The following is a 17,023-nucleotide window of genomic DNA, read 5'->3' as shown; positions in this document are numbered from 1 at the left end:
CGCCTACCCGCCAAGCAAAAGGGCCCCGGCATCGCTGCCGGGGCCCCCTGCGTTGATCTGGCGCGTCGCGACTAGAAGTCGAAACGGGCGAGGAAGGTGAAGCGGCGATCGTTGCGGAAGGCCGAGCGGGTGATCCGCGTGCCGTCGTAATCGATCAGCTGCGAGGTGCGGGTGACCTCGTCGAGCAGGTTCACCCCCTGCACCCCGACCTTCACATTGTCGGTGACCGCGTAGAAGATCGACGCGTCGAGCTGCCCGGTGTCCTCGCCATAGATCGGCGAGAAGGGGAAGATCACGTCGCGCGGGGTCTGCAGGAAGTCCGAGCGCCAGTTGTAGGCGGCACGCGCCGACAGGCCGGCATATTCGTAGAACAGCACCGCGTTGACCGTGTGCTCGGAGATGCCCGCGAGCGGGAGCCCCTGCGCAAACGGGCTCTGCCGCGCGCCGCCCGCGTCGTTGAAGAACTCGCCGCCGTCGACATAGGTGTAGGTCAGCTGCGAGCCGATCCCGCCGAGCGCGCCGGGCAGGAAGTCGTAGACCTGCTGGTAGGCGACCTCGACCCCCTTGAGGCGACCCGATTCGAGGTTCTGCGGGCCGTCGACGCGAACGTCATAGGCGAGCCCCGTCTCCGAGTTGACCAGCTGGTTCACCACCGCGCCCGAGGTCACGACGTCGTCGATGTCCTTCATGAAGCCAGTGACGGTGAGCGAGCCGACCGTGTCCCAATACCATTCGAACGACAGGTCGTAGTTCCACGCCTGCGTGGCATTGAGGAACGGGTTGCCCGTGTTGATCGCGAACAGCGGCCCGCTGTCGAGCGTGCCCGACTGGACGAGGACGCCGATATTGTCGCCGATCACCCCGCCCACGCCGTTGGCGGCGAGGTCGGGACGGAAGATCGCCTTCGACACCGCGCCGCGAACGAGCATGCCGTTGCCGAAGTCGAGCCGCGCGTTGAAGCTCGGCAGCCAGTTGTCGTAGCTCTGCCCCGACCCCAGGTCGGTCCGCGCCCCGTTCAACGCGGCGACATATTCGTCGCGGCGCGAATCGGGCAGCGAGCAGAAGCTGCGGTTGAGCCCCGGGTTGCCCGCGATGAAGGCGCAGACCGCCTCGAGATCCGAACGCTCGGCGACGCCGTCGCCGTCACCGCCCAGCTCGGGGTTGTCGATCACCCCCGGCTCGGGGAAGCTCAGGATACCGTCGCTGCGCACGTTGGTCTCGACGTAGCGCACGCCGAAGTTGCCATCGAGCACCCAGCCGTTGTCGAACTCATGCTCGTAATCGGCGCGGGCGTAGAGCCCGAGCGTGCCTTCGCCGACGCTGGTGACGCTGGCGGGCTGGAAGATCGGCTCGCCGTCCTCGTCGAGCGGGATGAGGTCGCGCTGTTCGGGCGAACGGGTGAAGTCCTGGATCGCCTGGAAGTCGGCCTCGAGCGTGCCCGCGAGATATTTGCGGAGCAGGTCGTCGCCGCCGTAGTAGAAGGCCGCGCCGACCGGGGCGGCCACGTTGCCGCGCTGGAAGTTGTCGCCGAACGGATCGTACAGGCTGGCCTGCCCGGGGAAGTCGACGACATAGGCGCCGCCGCCCGCGCCGTAGAAGCGGCTCGGGTCGTTCTGCGACCAGCTCCAGTCGCCGTTCCGCGTGGTCCAGGTGTCGCCGAGGTTCGACCAGACCTGGTAGGTGGCCTGCCGGGTCTTCTGGTTGCGCTCGGCCCAGCGGGCACCGAAGCGGACGCGCTTGAGCGGGCCGGCCTCGAGGTCATATTCCATGTCGCCGCGCAGCGAATTGAGGTCGCCCTCGTTGCGCAGGCGCCCGTCGAGGTGGAACCAGTAGTAGATGCCCTCGGGGTCGGCGACCGCGCTGAGGTCGGCGTTGCCGCCGCTGCCCGCCTCGAAGAAGCGGACCACCGGGGTCTCGCCCGAATTGTCGTAGAAGATGTCGCTGAACGAGCGCATCGCGGTGATCACGCCGTCGAGGCTGCGATCCGAGTTGATCGTCTGAAATTCGACGTTGCCGCGCAACCGGTCGGTCAGCGCGAAATCGACGTCGACCGAGAAGTCCTCGGTCATCGCGCCGTCCTGCTGCACGAAGCGCAGGGTCTCGGTCGGGATGCCCGTGATGCCTTCCTGGCTGGTCTGGGTCAGCGTGGCCGACACCAGCTCGCGGCCGATGATGACGGGGTTGGTGCCGGGCGCGATGACCGGGCTGAAATTGTCGTCGTTGACCTGCGCCAACACCGCGAATTCGGCGAGGCTGCCGTCGGTCTCGGCGCGCAGATATTCGGCGGTGATGAGGAGTTCGCCGCCCGCGCTCTCGAACTGCGCGACGCCCGAGAAGGCGTTACGGTCGCGGGTCAGCGTGGTGGTGCGCACCCCCGCGCCCTTCGGCGCGATGATCAGCCCGGTGGTGTCGAACTCGTCGGGGCCGAGCGGATCGGCATTGCCGTCGATCCCGCCCGAACCGGTCGGCAGCGAGCGGAAGCAGGGCTGGTCGGCGAGCAGCGTCTCGGGACGGAAGCAGGGGTCGGTGATCTGGCTGGCGTCGGTGCGGGTCACCAGCTCCTGCTGCGCATAGGCAGCCTGGAGCCCGATGGTGCCGGCCTCGAAGTCCCAGGTGTTGGACACGAGGCCAGAGAAACCGGGCGACCATTCCTTGGCGAGGTCGCCGACATTGGCTTCGATCGTGCCCGCGATCTTGAGGCCGGGATTGTCGAGCGGCTTGCGGGTGACGAGGTTGACCGTCCCCGAGATGCCGCCCTCGACCATGTCGGCGGTGAGGTTCTTGAACACCTCGACGCGCCCGAGCAGTTCGGGCGAGACGTCGTTGAAGCCGAGCGTGCGGCCACCGTTGGCCGAGAAGATGTCGCGGCCGTTGAGTTCCGAGCGCACGTAGGGAAGTCCGCGGATGATCACGCCCGAGCCCTCGACCGAGAAGCGATCGGGGTCGTCGCGCTGGACGAAGCGGCTGATGTTCACGCCGGGCACGCGCTGGAGCGATTCGGCGACCGAGCGGTCGGGCAGCGCGCCGATGTCCTCGGCGGTGATGACGTCGACGAAGGTGTCGGCGTCGCGCTTGATCGCGGCGGCGGTCTCGAGGCTGCGAAGATAGCCGGTGATGACGACGGTATCGTCTTCCTCGACGACCGGCATGTCGGTGCCTTCGAGCTCTTCCTGCTCGTCCTCGGCCTGCGCCGGATCGCTCGCGTCCTGCGCGTAGGCGGGCTGCGACAACGCCATCACCATCGCAAAGCTCGACGCGGTGCCGAGCATGCGCATGCTGAACAAATTCTTCTCTTCGGTGGCCAAAAGATCCTCCCCTGAATACATTGGCGAGCGCGGACATCGCGCAGATATGGACGGGTCAGGTGTAAAGAAGCGTGTGATCGTTCACAAGCAAAAGATGCGCGTTCACAATATGCTGCTTTTCCGTTAGTTTGCGCGGGCTTAGGGCGACGGCGGGGGACCCACTGTTGCGCTCGGGTGACAGGTGGAGAGGACCGGAAGTTCATGCCTATCAAGAAGATCGTGATCGTGGGGGGCGGCACCGCCGGCTGGATGGCGGCGGCGGCGCTGTCGCGGCTGGCGCAGTCGCAACTAATGCAAATCACGCTGGTCGAATCCGAACTGATCGGCACGGTCGGGGTGGGCGAGGCGACGATCCCGCCCTTCCTCAACTTCAACGACCGGCTCGGGATCGACGAGGCCGAGCTGCTCGCCGCGGTGCAGGGCAGCTTCAAGCTGGGCATCCACTTCGTCAATTGGGAGAGCGTCGGCGACAGCTACTTCCATCCCTTCGGCAACTATGGCTATGCGGTCGACAGCGTCTCGTTCCACGAGATCTGGATGCGCTACCGGATGGCCGGCGATACGCGCCCGCTGCACCAGTTCAGCCCCGAGACGATGGCGGCGATGCACCGTCGCTTCATGCACCAGGACGAGGGCGCCGAACTGCCCGCGATCAACTATGCCTACCATCTCGACGCCACCGCCTATGCGCGCTTCCTGCGCCGCTATGCCGAGGCGCGCGGGGTGGTCCGCAAGGAGGGCAAGATCGTCACCTCCGACCTGCACGGCGAAAGCGGCTTCGTGCGCTCGGTCACGCTCGAGGACGGTGCCGAGATCGAGGGCGACTTCTTCATCGACTGTTCGGGCTTTCGCGGGCTGCTGATCGAGGACGCGCTCGAGACCGGCTACGAGGAGTGGACCCACTGGCTGCCGTGCGACCGCGCGGTGGCCATCCCCTCGCGCGGCGACGGCACCGTCCTGCCCTATACCCGCGCCACCGCGCACAGCGCGGGCTGGCAGTGGCGCGTGCCCCTGCAGCGCCGCAACGGCAACGGCCACGTCTATTGCTCGTCCTTCATGGAAGCCGACGAGGCCACCCGCATCCTGCTCGACAATGTCGACGGCGAGGTCATGGCCGAGCCCAACCACCTGCGCTTCGTCACCGGCCGCCGCAAGAAGTTCTGGAACAAGAACGTCGTCGCGGTGGGGCTGTCGGGAGGCTTCATGGAGCCGCTCGAATCGACCTCGATCCACCTCATCCAGAGCGCCATCGCCAAGCTCGCCGGGGTGCTCAGCCTCGATGGCGTGACCCCCGCGCAGGAGGAGACCTTCAACCGCCTCCTCGGCAAGGAATTCTCGCGCATCCGCGACTTCCTCATCCTCCATTACAAGGCGACCAAGCGCGACGATTCGGAGTTCTGGAACTACTGCCGGACGATGGACATCCCCGACACGCTGCAGGAGAAGATCGACCTGTTCCGCCTCAACGGGCAAGTGTTCCGCGAGGAGGACGAGCTGTTCGCCGAGACCAGTTGGGTGGCGGTGATGATGGGGCAGGGCATCGTGCCCGGGCGTCCCAGCGCGATGGCGCACAGCCTCGACCTCGACAAGCTGCGCGAGGAATATGAGGGGATCGACAAGTCGATCCGCTACGTCGTCGGCAACATGCCGACGCACGACCAGTATCTCGAACGCTACTGCCCCGCCGCGATGGCCGCCGAATAGGCCGCTCGCCCGCGCGCCGCGGCCCGCCCGGCGCACGCCGGCATGGAAAAGGCCCGCCCCCCGGTCGCGGAGGGCGGGCCTTCTTGCGGGCCGAAGCGATCGCGCCTCCTAGAAGGAGCAGGCCGTGCCCGCGGGCATGTCGACCCGCGACATCTCGGCGATCACCATCCGGAAGGGCGCCTCGCTGCTGATGGTCAGGGCATCGCCGAGCCCCGGCAGGCAGGCCTCGGTGAGCAGGATCTCGCGATCCCCCTTGCCCGTCGCGAGCGCCATCTGCTCGGTCACGTCAATGGTCGTGTCGCCCACGCCGATGCGCACCGCGCCGGCGGGCGCGGCGTGGACCGAGTAGACCAACCGGTAGCCGCCCTCGGCTTCGGGGCCGGCGAGCGTCAGGCTGCTGCCCGGGCCGAAGGTCACGAGGCGCGCGTCCTCCTGCCGGTTGCGGTCGTAGCCGCGCACGACCACCCCGCCGCCCTCGCCCACGAGGTTGGGCAGGTCGCGCCCGCCCGCGGTAGCGCTGATCCCCGCCGCGAGCCGCCCGTCGGCGTACCAGGTCGCCGCCGCGGCATCGAGGTGATCGCAGCGCTCGTCGAGCCGCGGCAGCGCGGCGACCTCGTCGAGCGCGCGCCCGTAGCCGAGCGGGAAGAGCGCTCCCTCGGGACCGTTGACCGGCGCCCCGCCGCAATCGGCGGGCCAGCTGAACGACAGCCGCCCGGTCGCGGGCACCAGCCCGTAGAGGACATCGGCGACCCCGGCCCCCTCGCCGCCCGGCAGCCAGCTCGCCACGAAGGCGTCGGCGGCGTTGATCTCGCGGTTCATCCACAGGGGACGGCCCGACAGGAAGACCGCGACCGCGGGGATCCCCTCGGCCTCGTAGCGGCGGAGCAGCTCGAGCCCCTCCTCGTCACCGAACACCATGGTCTTGCGGTCGCCCGCGAACTCGGCATAGGGCTCCTCGCCGAACACCACGACCGCGACGTCGGGTCGGGTCGCATAGTCGCCGTCCTGCGACAGCGTGGCGCTGCCGCCGCTCGCGCGCGCCGCCGCCTCGAGCCCGCTCCAGATCGAGGTCGCGCCGGGGAACATGTCATTGTCGAGCTCGCCGCCGCCCTGCCAGGTCAGCGTCCAGCCGCCCGCCGCCTGTGCGATGCTGTCGGCGGCGCGCCCCGCAACGAGGATGTCGGTGCCCGGGGCGAGCGGGAGCACGCCGTCGTTCTTGAGCACGACCTGGCTCTTCGCGACCGCCTCGCGCGCGATCGCCCGGTGCGCGGCGCTCCCGAGCTTGTCGAGCTCGCCCGCGTTGGCGCGCGCCGACGGCGGCGCCGCCTCGGGCCCGAGGATCCCGGCGCGCAGCTTGAGCCGCAGCACGCGCGCGACCGCCTCGTCGAGCCGCTGCATCGGGATGGTCCCGTCGCGAACCTGCGCGACCAGATTGTCCATCAGCCCCTTCCAGTCGTCGGGCACCATGTAGATGTCGAGCCCCGCCAGCAGCGACTGCGGGCAGTCGGTGACGGTGCAGCCGGCGACCTGCTGGTGGCCGTTCCAGTCGCCCACCACGAGCCCGTCGAACCCCATCTCACCGCGCAACACGTCGGTCAGCAACTCCTTGTTGCCGTGCATCTTGCGCCCGTTGATCGAGTTGAAGCTCGCCATGATGGTCTCGACCCCGGCGCCGATCGCGGCGGGATAGGGCACCGCGTGGATGGCCTTGAGCTCCTCGAGGTCGCCGTTGACGTCGCCCTGGTCGACCCCCTGCTCGGTCCCGCCGTCGCCGAAGAAATGCTTGGCGGTGGCAATCACCCGCCCCTCGCCGAGCCGATCGTCGGCGCCGCGGCGCCCCTGCAACCCCTCGACCAGCGCGGCACCCATCGCCGCGACCAGCGCGGGGTCTTCCGAATAGCTCTCGTAGGTCCGGCCCCAGCGATCGTCGCGCGCGACCGCAACGGTGGGGGAGAAGTTCCAGTCGATCCCGGTCACCTCGATCTCGGTCGCGGTCGCCGCGCCGATGCGGCGCACGAGGTCGGGGTCGCGGGTGGCGCCGAGCCCGATATTGTGCGGGAAGATGGTGGCGCCGACGACATTGGTGTGGCCGTGGACCGCGTCGGTCCCCCACATCGTCGGGATCACCGGTTCATCGCCCGGCAGCGGCTGGACCGAGGCCGCGTACATCTCCTCGGCGTAGCGCAGCCATGCGGCGGCGGGGGCGAACTCGTCGCCATAGGGACCGCCGTTGCCGCCGTTGAGGTAGCTGCCGAAGCGATAGCGCTCCATGTCCTCGGGGGTGAAGCTGTTGATCTGCGGCTGGATCAGCTGCGCGACCTTGCGCTCGAGGCTCATGCGCGCGACGAGGTCGGCGACGAACGCCTCCTCGTCGAGCGCGCTGGCTGTCGCGGTGGTCGCGCTGGCGGGGGCGGTGCCCGTCATCGGGGCGGTACAGCCGGCAAGCGCGGTGGCCGCCATCAAAAGGCCGAGCGAAGGGGCGATGCGACTCATGGGGGCACTCCTGTTGCGCCACGGCGATGCGACCCGGCAGATCGGTCCGTACACCCCCGACCGCGGCCACCCGCCGTGTGTTTCTCTCCTGGCGAGGATCCCGGCCTGCGACCGGTCTCGCTCCGGCTGCTAGCTGTATCAGATGTGTGAGCGTTCACAAGGGGCAAGCCCCACGCGACCCGATCGCGCTTTGCCATTCGCGGCGGGGATGATAACAGGCGCAAGCCATGGGGGAATTTGGAGCAGATGAGCAGTAAGCGTTCGGTGACCATCGAGGACGTGGCGCGCGCGGCCAACGTGTCGCGCCAGACGGTGAGCCGGGTCATCAACCGGTTGCCCTCGGTCAGCGCCGACGCCAAGGCGCGGGTCGAGGAGGCGATCGCCCGGCTCGGCTATGTCCCCAACCTCGCCGCGCGGCGCATGGGCGGGGCGCGCAGCTTCCTCATCATGGCGATCAACGATCGCGCCCGCACCATCGAGAACTGGGCCGCCGGACGCGGCAACGACTGGGTCGACCAGATGCTCTATGGCGGGATGATGGCGTGCGAGGAGCGCGGCTATCACATGCTGTTCGAACTCGTCGACACCGAGCCCACGCAGGCGGCGCAGCAGATGCAGCGCATCCTCACCAGCCTCCAGCCCGACGGCATCATCCTGACCCAGCCGCACAGCGAGAACCCCGCACTCGCGGCGCAGCTGCGCGAGCGCGCGCGCCCGTTCGTGCGGATCGGGCTGCCCAACCCCGACATTCCCGCCGTCTCGGTGCACATGGACGAGGCGGGCGCGGCGCGCGCGGCGGTCGAGCACCTCACCGCGCTCGGCCATGCCGACATCGCGCTGCTCGCGGGCGATGCGCGCTACCGCGGCTCGCTCGCCCGCCGCGAGGGCTATGTGGCGGCGATGCGCACGGCGGGGCATTCCCCGCGCGTCGAGGAGGGCGACTTTTCCTACGACAAGGCGGCGACCATCGCCGCGCGCTGGTTCGACGAGGGCGACGGCCCGAGCGCGATCATCGCCGAGAATGACGAGATGGCGTTCGCGGTGCTGCGCGAGGCAGGGCGGCGCGGGATCAAGGTCCCCGACCGGCTGTCGCTGCTCTGTTTCGAGGACACGCCCGGCGTGCGCTTCTCGGTGCCCCCGCTGTCGGCGATCCGCCAGCCCACCGCCGAGATGGTGGCCAAGGCGTGCGACCTGCTCATCGACCGCGCCGAGGGCAAGGAGGTCGAGGAGGAGGTCCACGTCCTGCCGTTCGAGCTGATCGTGCGCGAGACCACCGGCCCGCGGCGCCGGTGAGCGCGCCGCCGCGCGCGCCCGGTCCCGCGCTGCACTCGAGCGGGTTCGAACCCCGCCTCATCCTCGCCACCCTCGGCGCGTTCACTGCCTTCATGCCGCTGCTGGTGCTGCTGCTGCCGCGCCGGGTCGAGGCGGTGGCCCCGGGCAGCGCGCTCGCCGACCTGTCGCTGCTGCTGCTCGTCGGCGGGCTGGTGGCGAGCGGCGCGCACATCCTCGGCGGCTGGTGGAGCGATCGCTGGATGGCGCGGATCGGCACCCGCCGCCCGCAGATCCTCATCGGCCTCCTGCTCGTCCTCGCCAGCCTCTCCGCCTTCGGCTGGGCGATGACGCTGGCGCAGCTGATGCTCGCGATGATCGCCTTCCAGTTCGCCTTCAACATCCTGTTCGCGCCCTTGAATGCGCTGCTCGCCGACTATGTCCCCGACGCGCGCAAGGGGCTGGTCGCGGGGGCGCAGGGGGCGATGCTCCCGCTCGCCGGCTTCACCGTCAGCCTCGTCGGCTGGGTCTCGGCGGGCGATGCGGGCTGGCCCTTCGCGATGGTCGCCGCCTTCGTCGGGCTCGCCATCGCCCCGCTGCTCGTCGGCTGGACCCGCGCCCCGGTCATCGCCACCGCGCCGCGGGGCGAGGCGCCGGGGGCGGCGGCGTGGAAGCTGCTGCGCGGCGATTTCGCTTATGCCTGGATCGCGCGGCTGCTGGTGCAGATCGGCGCGGTCAGCGTGATCTCCTACCTTTTCCTCTACGTCGACAGCGTCGCGTCGTGCGCGCGCGGCTTCGGCGCGCAGACCGCCTCGGCCGCGGTCGCGCTGCTCGCGCTGGTCTCCAACCTGTTCGCCATCCTCGCCGGGCTCGCGGCGGGGCGGTGGAGCGATGCGCTCGGGGCGCGCAAGCCGGTGCTGGTCGCCACCGCGCTGGTGATGGCGGCGATGCTCGGCCTGCTCGCCTGGGCGCCGCACTGGGGCCTCGTCATCGCCGCGCACGCGCTCTTCACCGCCGCGCTCACCGCCTTCCTCTCGGTCGACAGCGCGATGGTGGCGAGCCTCGTCGCCGGGCGGCGCCGCCGCGGCGCGCTGCTCGGCATGATGAACCTCACCAACACCCTGCCCTCGGTCATCGCCCCCGCGCTCGCGCTCTCGCTCGCCGCGGGCGCGCTGGGCGGGGCACCGTTGCGCAGCCTGATGCTGCTGGCCGCGGGCGCGACCGTCCTGTCCGCGCTGGCGGTGACCCGCATCCGCACCATCCGCTAACCCCTTCCCTGACAAGCGCTTTGACGGCACAAAGAGGATGGACGCGCCCCTTGTGATCGTTCACAGTCGCGCTCTTTTCCCGGCAGCGTCCTGTCGGGGGCAAGCTCTTTGGGGGAGGATTTTTCCATGGTTTCAGTGTCGCCCGATGCGGCCAGCAGCACCGATCCGCGGCCGGAAGTCGAACATGACGTCGGCATCGACGCGCCGGGGCTGAACTATTTCGTCTTCGCGCTCTTCTTCATCTTCGGCGGGATCACGTCCCTGAATGACGTCATCATCCCCAAGCTGAAGGAGCTGTTCACGCTCAGCTATTTCGAGGCGCTGCTGGTGCAGTCGGCCTTCTTCCTCGCCTACCTGCTGATCGGCATCCCCGGCGCCAAGCTGGTCAAGAAGGTCGGCTACATGCGGGGCGCGGTGATCGGGCTGCTGACGATGATGGTGGGCTGCCTGCTCTTCATCCCGGCGAGCCAGACCGCGATCTACGGCGTCTTCCTCTTCGCGCTGTTCATCCTCGCCTCGGGGGTGGTCATCGTGCAGGTCGTCGCCAACCCGCTGATCAGCCTGCTCGGCCCGCAGAGGACGGTGCACAGCCGCCTCACCTTCGCGCAGGCCTTCAACTCGCTCGGCACCACCGTCTTTCCCTTCGTCGGCTCGATCATCATCCTCGGCAGCCTCGCCGAGGTGACCGCCGCCGAACTCGAAGGCGCCGAACTCACCGCCTATCGGCAGGCGGGGTCGGAAGCGATCTGGCAGGGCTATCTCGGGCTCGCCGGGCTGATCGCGCTGGTCGCGCTCGCGGTCTGGGTCTTCCGCAACCGCCTCAAGGGCGAAGAACATGCGCCCTCCTCGGGGCTCGCGGGCTTCGACCTGATCAAGCGCACCCGCTTCGGCTTCGGCGCCTTGAGCATCTTCCTCTACGTCGGTGCCGAGGTCGCGATCGGCTCGATCATCGTCAACTATCTGATGCAGGAAAGCGTGCTCGGGCTCGACGAACTGTCGGCGGGCAAGCTCATCAGCCTCTACTGGGGCGGGGCGATGGTCGGTCGCTTCATCGGCTCGGGGCTGCTGCGCGTCTTCTCGCCCGGCAAGATCCTCGCCTTCAACGCGATCGGCGCGATCGCGCTGATCCTCATCAGCGCCAACACCACCGGCACCGTCGCCGGCTATGCGCTGCTGGCGGTCGGCCTGATGAACTCGATCATGTTCCCGACCATCTTCAGCCTCGCCTGCGAGAAGCTCGGGCCGCGCGCCGCCGACGGCTCGGGCATCATCAACATCGCCATCTTCGGCGGTGCGGTGGTGCCGCCGCTGTTCGGGCTGATCGCCGATGCGACCGACAGCCTGCGCACCGCGCTGTTCCTGCCGATCGCCTGCTACGCGATCATCGCCGGCTTCGGCATCTACGCGCGTCGCCCGGCCAAGGAGTATGTCGCCGGCTAGGCGTCTCCGGGCAGCCGGATCGAAAGGGGCGTCGCGGCCACACCGCGGCGCCCTTTTTGGTGGCGCGCAGGAACATGGGGCGGCGCCCGGCGCTTGTGCCTCACAGGCAAGACGGGTGGACATGAGCGACAAGAAATTCATCGGGATCATCGGCGCCGGCTCGATCGGCTGCTGGCTCGGCGGACGCCTCAAGGCCGCGGGCCACGAGGTCGCGATCCTGCGCGAGCCGAAGCGCATCAGCGGCGACAACGAGATCATCGTCCTCGAGGAGGGCGAGGAGGAGACGCGGGTCGAGCTGCCGGTGTGGGACGCGCTCGATCCCAAGCCCGACCTCATCCTGCTCGCGGTCAAGGCGATGTACCTGCCCCAGGTCGCGCCGCTGCTCGCCACCAACATGAAGGACGACACGCTCGTGCTGCCGTTGCAGAACGGGGTTCCCTTCTGGTTTCTCGAGGACACCACGGTGGTCGACGTCGATCCCGTCGGCTCGCTGCGCGCGGCGGTGCCGATCGGCAACGTCATCGGCACCGTGGTCCATGCCTCGGTCAGCCGGACGGGCGACTGGATTCGCGTGGGCACCGCCGACAAGCTGCTCCTCGGCGAACCCTCGGGCGCGCAGTCGGCGCGCGTCACCGAGCTCGTCCGGCTGTTCCGCGAGGCCGGGGTGCCCGCCGAGCAGGACGAGCATATCCGCAGCGCCATCTGGTACAAATTGTGGGGCAATCTCACGATCAACCCGCTGTCCGCGCTGACCCGCCAGACCGTCGACCGCCTGCTCGACGACGAGCAGCTGGTCGGCTTCATCCGCACCGGGATGGAGGAGTGCCGCCGCATCGGCGAGGCGATCGGCTGTCCCATCGCCGACAGCGTCGACGACCGCCTCGAGGTCACCCGCAAGCTGGGGGTGTTCAAGCCCTCGATGCTGCAGGACGTCGAGGCGGGGCGCCCGCTCGAGTGGAAGGCGCTGGTCGCCGCGCCGCGCGCGATCGCGCGCGAGCATGGCATCGACACCCCCGCGATCGATGCCCTCCTCGGGATGATCCGCCAGCTAGACGGCGCGTTCGTGTAGCGCGGCGTCGATCAGCGGGCGGATCTCGACCCGCGCCTTGAGGTTGGCGGCAAGCAGCGCGGTGCCCGAGATCTTGCGCTGGACGAAGATCGTGCCGGCGGGTGGCAGGTGCCACGCCTCGCGGTCCTCGGCGATCCGAATCCCCTGCTCGCGCAGGCCCGCGACGAACCCGCGGTCGCCGAAGTCGAACGGCCCGGGGCGGGCGAATTCGGTGACGATAACGTCGATCATGCCGTCGATCAGCGCGCGGTGCCTGTCCGCCGCGATCGGGCTGACGAACCCCGCCGCCACCGACGCCTCGCGCACCGCGTCGCGGCCCCCGGCGCGGATCGCGGCGAGGATCCTGGCATAGGAATCGGCGATGGCGGGATCGACCGGCCGCGCCGCGCCGAAATCGAGCAGCACCAGCCGGCCACTCTCGGGCTGGAAGCGATAGTTGGCGAAATTGGGGTCGGTCTGCATCACCCCGAACTCGAACAGCTCGCGCAGCACCAGCTCGATCAGTTCGCCCATCACCCGGTCGCGCAGCGCCTGCGGCGCCTCGCGCAGCGTCTCGATCCCGACCCCCTCGACGAAGTCCATCGCGAGGATATTGGGGGTGGTGAGCTCGGGCACCAGCCCGGGCACGACGTAGCGCGGGTCATCGGCCAGCCGCGCCTTATAGGCCTCGAGCTGGGCGCCCTCGCGCTCGTAATCGGCTTCCTCGGCGAGCTGCGCCTTGGCCGCCTCGAGTAGCGGCGCGATGTCGAGCGCCTTGGGGAGCAGCCCCGAGACGCGCAGCAGCGTGGCGACATTGTCGACGTCGCTGTCGATCGACTGCGCCACCCCCGGATATTGGATCTTCACCGCCAGCGCGCGCCCGTCGGGCAACGTGGCGCGGTGCACCTGCCCGATCGAGGCGGCGGCCATCGGGGTCGGCTCGAAGCGCTTGAAGCGCCGCCGCCAGTCGGGCCCCCATTCGGCCTTGAGCAGCTGGTTCAGCTGTTGCGGCGGCATGCGATGCGCCTGCTCGCGCAGCCGCCCGAGGATCGCCGCCAGCTCGGGGGGCAGCAGGTCGCCCGCGTCCATCGAGATCATCTGCCCCAGCTTCATCGCCGCGCCGCGCAGGTGGCTCAATCGCTCGGTCACGCGCGCGATATTGCCGGGGGTGAGCATGAGGTCGCGCGCGCGCAGCCCCTCCCCGCGCGCGAGCCGCCGCGCCCCCTCGCCAACCATCCCGCCGACCACCCCGAGGCCAAGCCTTGTGAATTGCCCGACACGCGCCGCGCGCCCGGCGGGCACGGCGCGTTCGCGGGGATCGTCGTCAGGATCGGCCATGCCGCCTAGATGGGGCGGCGCGGGCGCCAACCCAACCCCGGCCCTAGGGCGGTGGCGTCAGGCAACGAGCGCGATGATCGCCGCGATGCCGCCGATGACGATGGCATCCTCGATGAGCGCGGCGGGCAGGTCGCGGCCCAGGCGCCGGGCCAGCGCCAGCCGCAACGGCAGGGTCGCCGGGGTCCCGACCAGCGCCCCGAGCGCGCCGAGCAGCGCGCCCCAGCCGCCCGGGGCCGGGTCGCTCGCGCCGAGCGCGATGCCGGCGCCGACCAGCGCGCCCATCACCGCGCGCGCGATCATGCCCGGGAGCCAGGTGCGCGAGCGCGTCGTCACCTTGTCGCCATAGAGCTCGCCCAGCGCCAGCAGCGTGAGCAGCGCGGCGGGGGCGGGCGCGCCGAGCCAGCCGAGCCAGGTGCCGGCCACGTCGAGCCAGCCGAAGGCGGCGCTCCAAGCGACCAGCGCGACCGGCGCGAAGGTGCGCGGGCCGTTGAGCAGCCCCGCGACGAGGGCGAGCGCGAGGACGAGCACGGGGGTCATCCGCGCGCCGGCAGCACGCGGCCGGTGCATTCGCCCAGCGAGATGCCCGGCTGCCCCTCGGCCACCGCGCGGGCGCGCAGCGTGACCTCGTCGCCGTCCTCGAGGAAGGTGCGGGTCTCGCCGTTGGGCAGGCTGATCGGCTTCTTGCCGCCCTCCGACAGTTCGAGCAGCGAGCCGTAGCCGCTTTCCTCGGCGGTCGAGAGCGTGCCGGTGCCGATCAGGTCGCCGGGCTGGAGGTTGCAGCCGTTGCTGGCATGGTGGGTGACGATCTGCGCCGCCGACCAGTACATCGCCGCCGCCGCCTCGCCTTCGCTGAGGCGGTGGGGCGCATCGCCCGCGCGCCGCATCTTCTCGGTGCTGAGCAGCACCTCGAGCGCGATCCCGAGCGCGGCCTTGTCGGGCCCGCCCGCCAGATAGTCGATCGGTTGGGGATCGCCCTCGGGGCGCGGCGGCATCGGCTTCATGTAGGGCGCGAGCGCCTGCGGGGTCACCACCCACGGGCTCACGGTGGTGAGGAAGCTCTTGGCGAGGAACGGCCCCAGCGGCTGGTATTCCCACGCCTGCAGGTCGCGCGCCGACCAGTCGTTGAGGAGGCAGTAGCCCGCGATATGGTTCTCGGCTTCCTCGATCGGGATGGGGTCGCCGAGCGCGTTGCCCTCGCCCACCCAGATCCCCATCTCGAGCTCGTAGTCGAGCCGCGCCGAGGGGCTGCGCGTGGGCGCGGCGCCCTCCTCGCTCGGGCGCTTCTGCCCCGAGGGGCGCACCACCGGGTGGCCCGACACGCGCACCGAGCTGGCGCGCCCGTGATAGCCGATCGGGATATGCTTGTAGTTGGGCAGCAGCGGATTGTCGGGGCGGAACAGCTTGCCGACATTGGTCGCATGATGGATGCCGACATAGAAGTCGGTATAGTCGCCGACCAGCGCGGGCAGCTCCATCTCCACCTCGTCCATGGCGATGAGATGCTGGCCGATCGCGGCGCGATAGTCGCTGTCGGTGAGCAGCTGCGAAAGCCGCGCGCGCAGCCCCTTCATCGCCTCGGCGCCGAGCGCGAACAGCGCGTTGAGCATCGGCTGCTGGAGCGCCTCGCGCACGTCCTCGTCGGCGATCAGTTCGCCCTGCGCCAGCGCGTCGAGGTCGAGCACATAGTCGCCGATCGCGGTGCCGATCCGCGGCAATCCGTCGGCGCTCGAGAAGACCCCGAGCGGCAGGTTCTGGACGGGCCAGTCGGGATGGCCGTTGGCCCCCTCGACCCAGCAGTCGAGATCGGGCGAAATGGTCGGGTCAGTCTGCATCGGGCACCTCTGCTTTGGGGAAGCCCTGCCAGGCTTCGTCATAATCGGGTTGCGCGCTTTCCAGCGCGAAGTCGGTCGGGCGATAGGGCCAGCAGGTCTCGACCATGAAGGCCAGCGTGGCGTCCAGCTTGTGCGGCTTCAGGTCGGCCGCGCTGGCCTTCTTCCACGTGTCGACGTCGGGGCCGTGCCCGCTCATGATGTTGTGCAACGACAGGCCGCCCGGCGCGAAGCCCTCGGCCTTGGCGTCATATTCGCCGTGGATCAGCCCCATCGCCTCGCTCATCACGTTGCGGTGGAACCAGGGCGGGCGGAAGGTGTCCTCGGCGACCATCCAGCGCGGCGGGAAGATGACGAAATCGGCATTGGCGCGCCCCGGCGTCTCCGACGGGCTGGTCAGCACCGTGAAGATGCTGGGATCGGGATGGTCGAAGCTGACCGTGTTGATCGTGTTGAAGCGCGAAAGGTCGTAGCGCATCGGCGCGACATTGCCGTGCCAGGCGACGACGTCGAGCGGGCTGTGATCGAGCGTGGTCGTCCACAGCCGCCCGCCATGCTTTTGGACCAGCTCGTGGTCGCCCTCGACATCCTCATAGGCCGCGGCGGGCATCTCGAAATCGCGCGGGTTGGCGAGCCCGTTGGCGCCGATCGGCCCGAGGTCGGGCAGCCGGAAGGGCGCGCCGTAATTCTCCGCGACATAGCCGCCGGCGCCGCCGTCGGGCACCTCGACGCGGAAGCGGATCCCGCGCGGCACCAGCGCGATGTGCCCCGGCGGCACCTCGAGCCGCCCCATCTCGGTGACGAGGTGGAGCGCGCCGCGCTGGGGGATGAGGAGCAGCTCGCCGTCGGCGTCCATGAAGCTGCGGTTCGTCATCGACACGTCGGCGCGGTAGACGTGCAGCGCCACCCCGCTGAGGTCGGCGGGATCGCGCGTGGCGAGCATGGTCGCGAGGCTGTCGACGAAGTCGTTGCCCCCGGCCAGCGCGGGCGGGTCCCAGCGCAGCCGGTTGGGCGCGAGCGGCTGGTCGCTGCCGGTCGCGGTCACGAGGCCGTTGCCCCGATAGGGCGCATAGGGCGGATGGTCGGCGGTCGGGCGCAGCCGATAGAGCCAGCTGCGGCGGTTCTCGTGCCGGGGCATGGTGAAGGCGCTCGCCGAGAATTGCTCGGCGTAAAGCCCGTAGGCGGGCCGTTGGGGGCTGTTGCGCCCGATCGGCAGCGCGCCGTCGACGGCCTCGGTTTCGACGTGGGAGCCAAAGCCGGTAAGGGTATCGCGCGCCATCGTTCCTCCTGTCCTGAAGCGGCGAGGGGTGGCGTTTGCCGCGCCTCCTG

General features: G+C 69.8%; 11 protein-coding genes. 5 read left to right on the top strand and 6 right to left on the bottom strand.

Going from position 1 to position 17,023, the window contains the following annotated elements:
- Positions 1-71: 71 nt before the first annotated feature.
- A complete protein-coding gene (locus tag L8951_RS06435) occupies positions 72-3,275 on the bottom strand; it encodes a TonB-dependent receptor (RefSeq protein WP_244382171.1) in 3,204 nt (1,067 codons plus the stop codon).
- 231 nt (positions 3,276-3,506) lie between these two features.
- On the opposite strand from L8951_RS06435, the gene L8951_RS06430 reads away from it, so the two are divergent.
- Positions 3,507-5,009: a tryptophan halogenase family protein gene (locus L8951_RS06430; RefSeq protein ID WP_244382170.1), complete on the top strand. Its 1,503-nt coding sequence runs from the start codon at positions 3,507-3,509 to the stop codon at positions 5,007-5,009.
- A gap of 108 nt (positions 5,010-5,117) precedes the next feature.
- On the opposite strand, the gene L8951_RS06425 is transcribed toward L8951_RS06430, so the two are convergent.
- Positions 5,118-7,502, bottom strand: a complete 2,385-nt coding sequence (locus tag L8951_RS06425) for a glycoside hydrolase family 3 protein (protein ID WP_244382169.1) — start codon at positions 7,500-7,502, stop codon at positions 5,118-5,120.
- A 246-nt stretch (positions 7,503-7,748) separates the two neighbouring features.
- On the opposite strand from L8951_RS06425, the gene L8951_RS06420 reads away from it, so the two are divergent.
- From L8951_RS06420 to L8951_RS06405, 4 genes are all read left to right on the top strand, one after another.
- Complete coding sequence (locus L8951_RS06420; RefSeq protein ID WP_244382168.1) at positions 7,749-8,795, top strand: LacI family DNA-binding transcriptional regulator; 1,047 nt, start codon at positions 7,749-7,751, stop codon at positions 8,793-8,795.
- Positions 8,792-10,039: an MFS transporter gene (locus L8951_RS06415; RefSeq protein WP_244382167.1), complete on the top strand. Its 1,248-nt coding sequence runs from the start codon at positions 8,792-8,794 to the stop codon at positions 10,037-10,039. The genes L8951_RS06420 and L8951_RS06415 overlap by 4 nt, the downstream gene beginning before the upstream one ends.
- A gap of 126 nt (positions 10,040-10,165) precedes the next feature.
- The gene (locus L8951_RS06410) at positions 10,166-11,479 is read left to right on the top strand and encodes a sugar MFS transporter (protein ID WP_244382166.1); all 1,314 of its coding nucleotides are present in this window, start codon (positions 10,166-10,168) and stop codon (positions 11,477-11,479) included.
- Between the two features lie 121 nt (positions 11,480-11,600).
- Complete coding sequence (locus L8951_RS06405; protein ID WP_244382165.1) at positions 11,601-12,548, top strand: ketopantoate reductase family protein; 948 nt, start codon at positions 11,601-11,603, stop codon at positions 12,546-12,548.
- On the opposite strand, the gene L8951_RS06400 is transcribed toward L8951_RS06405, so the two are convergent.
- The 4 genes from L8951_RS06400 to hmgA are packed head-to-tail and all read right to left on the bottom strand — an operon-like array spanning position 12,528 to position 16,973.
- Complete coding sequence (locus L8951_RS06400; protein WP_244382164.1) at positions 12,528-13,865, bottom strand: ABC1 kinase family protein; 1,338 nt, start codon at positions 13,863-13,865, stop codon at positions 12,528-12,530. The two genes, L8951_RS06405 and L8951_RS06400, sit on opposite strands and share 21 nt — an antisense overlap.
- 57 nt (positions 13,866-13,922) lie before the next feature.
- Entirely contained in the window at positions 13,923-14,402 is a 480-nt protein-coding gene (locus L8951_RS06395) for a DUF4126 domain-containing protein (protein WP_244382163.1), read from the bottom strand.
- Positions 14,399-15,697, bottom strand: coding sequence for a fumarylacetoacetase (gene fahA, locus L8951_RS06390; protein ID WP_244382162.1), 1,299 nt, complete (start codon positions 15,695-15,697; stop codon positions 14,399-14,401). The genes L8951_RS06395 and fahA overlap by 4 nt, the downstream gene beginning before the upstream one ends.
- Positions 15,687-16,973 carry a homogentisate 1,2-dioxygenase gene (gene hmgA, locus L8951_RS06385; RefSeq protein WP_244382161.1) on the bottom strand — a complete coding sequence of 429 codons (1,287 nt, stop codon included), beginning with the start codon at positions 16,971-16,973 and terminating at the stop codon, positions 15,687-15,689. The genes fahA and hmgA overlap by 11 nt, the downstream gene beginning before the upstream one ends.
- Positions 16,974-17,023 lie beyond the last annotated feature (50 nt).

Source organism: Sphingomicrobium astaxanthinifaciens (genome assembly GCF_022865105.1).
GTDB classification, from domain to species: Bacteria; Pseudomonadota; Alphaproteobacteria; order Sphingomonadales; family Sphingomonadaceae; genus Sphingomicrobium; species Sphingomicrobium astaxanthinifaciens.
The sequence above is the reverse complement of the archived record's forward strand: the minus strand, read 5'-3'. Positions and strand labels throughout refer to the sequence as shown.

Bases quoted from the DNA above. Each gene is read 5' to 3' on its own strand.
- L8951_RS06430 (WP_244382170.1), top strand. From the start codon at position 3,507: ATGCCTATCAAGAAGATCGTGATCGTGGGGGGCGGCACCGCCGGCTGG.
- L8951_RS06425 (WP_244382169.1), bottom strand. From the start codon at position 7,502: ATGAGTCGCATCGCCCCTTCGCTCGGCCTTTTGATGGCGGCCACCGCG.
- L8951_RS06395 (WP_244382163.1), bottom strand. From the start codon at position 14,402: ATGACCCCCGTGCTCGTCCTCGCGCTCGCCCTCGTCGCGGGGCTGCTC.
- L8951_RS06435 (WP_244382171.1), bottom strand. From the start codon at position 3,275: ATGCGCATGCTCGGCACCGCGTCGAGCTTTGCGATGGTGATGGCGTTG.
- L8951_RS06400 (WP_244382164.1), bottom strand. From the start codon at position 13,865: ATGGCCGATCCTGACGACGATCCCCGCGAACGCGCCGTGCCCGCCGGG.
- L8951_RS06405 (WP_244382165.1), top strand. From the start codon at position 11,601: ATGAGCGACAAGAAATTCATCGGGATCATCGGCGCCGGCTCGATCGGC.
- hmgA (WP_244382161.1), bottom strand. From the start codon at position 16,973: ATGGCGCGCGATACCCTTACCGGCTTTGGCTCCCACGTCGAAACCGAG.
- L8951_RS06410 (WP_244382166.1), top strand. From the start codon at position 10,166: ATGGTTTCAGTGTCGCCCGATGCGGCCAGCAGCACCGATCCGCGGCCG.
- fahA (WP_244382162.1), bottom strand. From the start codon at position 15,697: ATGCAGACTGACCCGACCATTTCGCCCGATCTCGACTGCTGGGTCGAG.
- L8951_RS06420 (WP_244382168.1), top strand. From the start codon at position 7,749: ATGAGCAGTAAGCGTTCGGTGACCATCGAGGACGTGGCGCGCGCGGCC.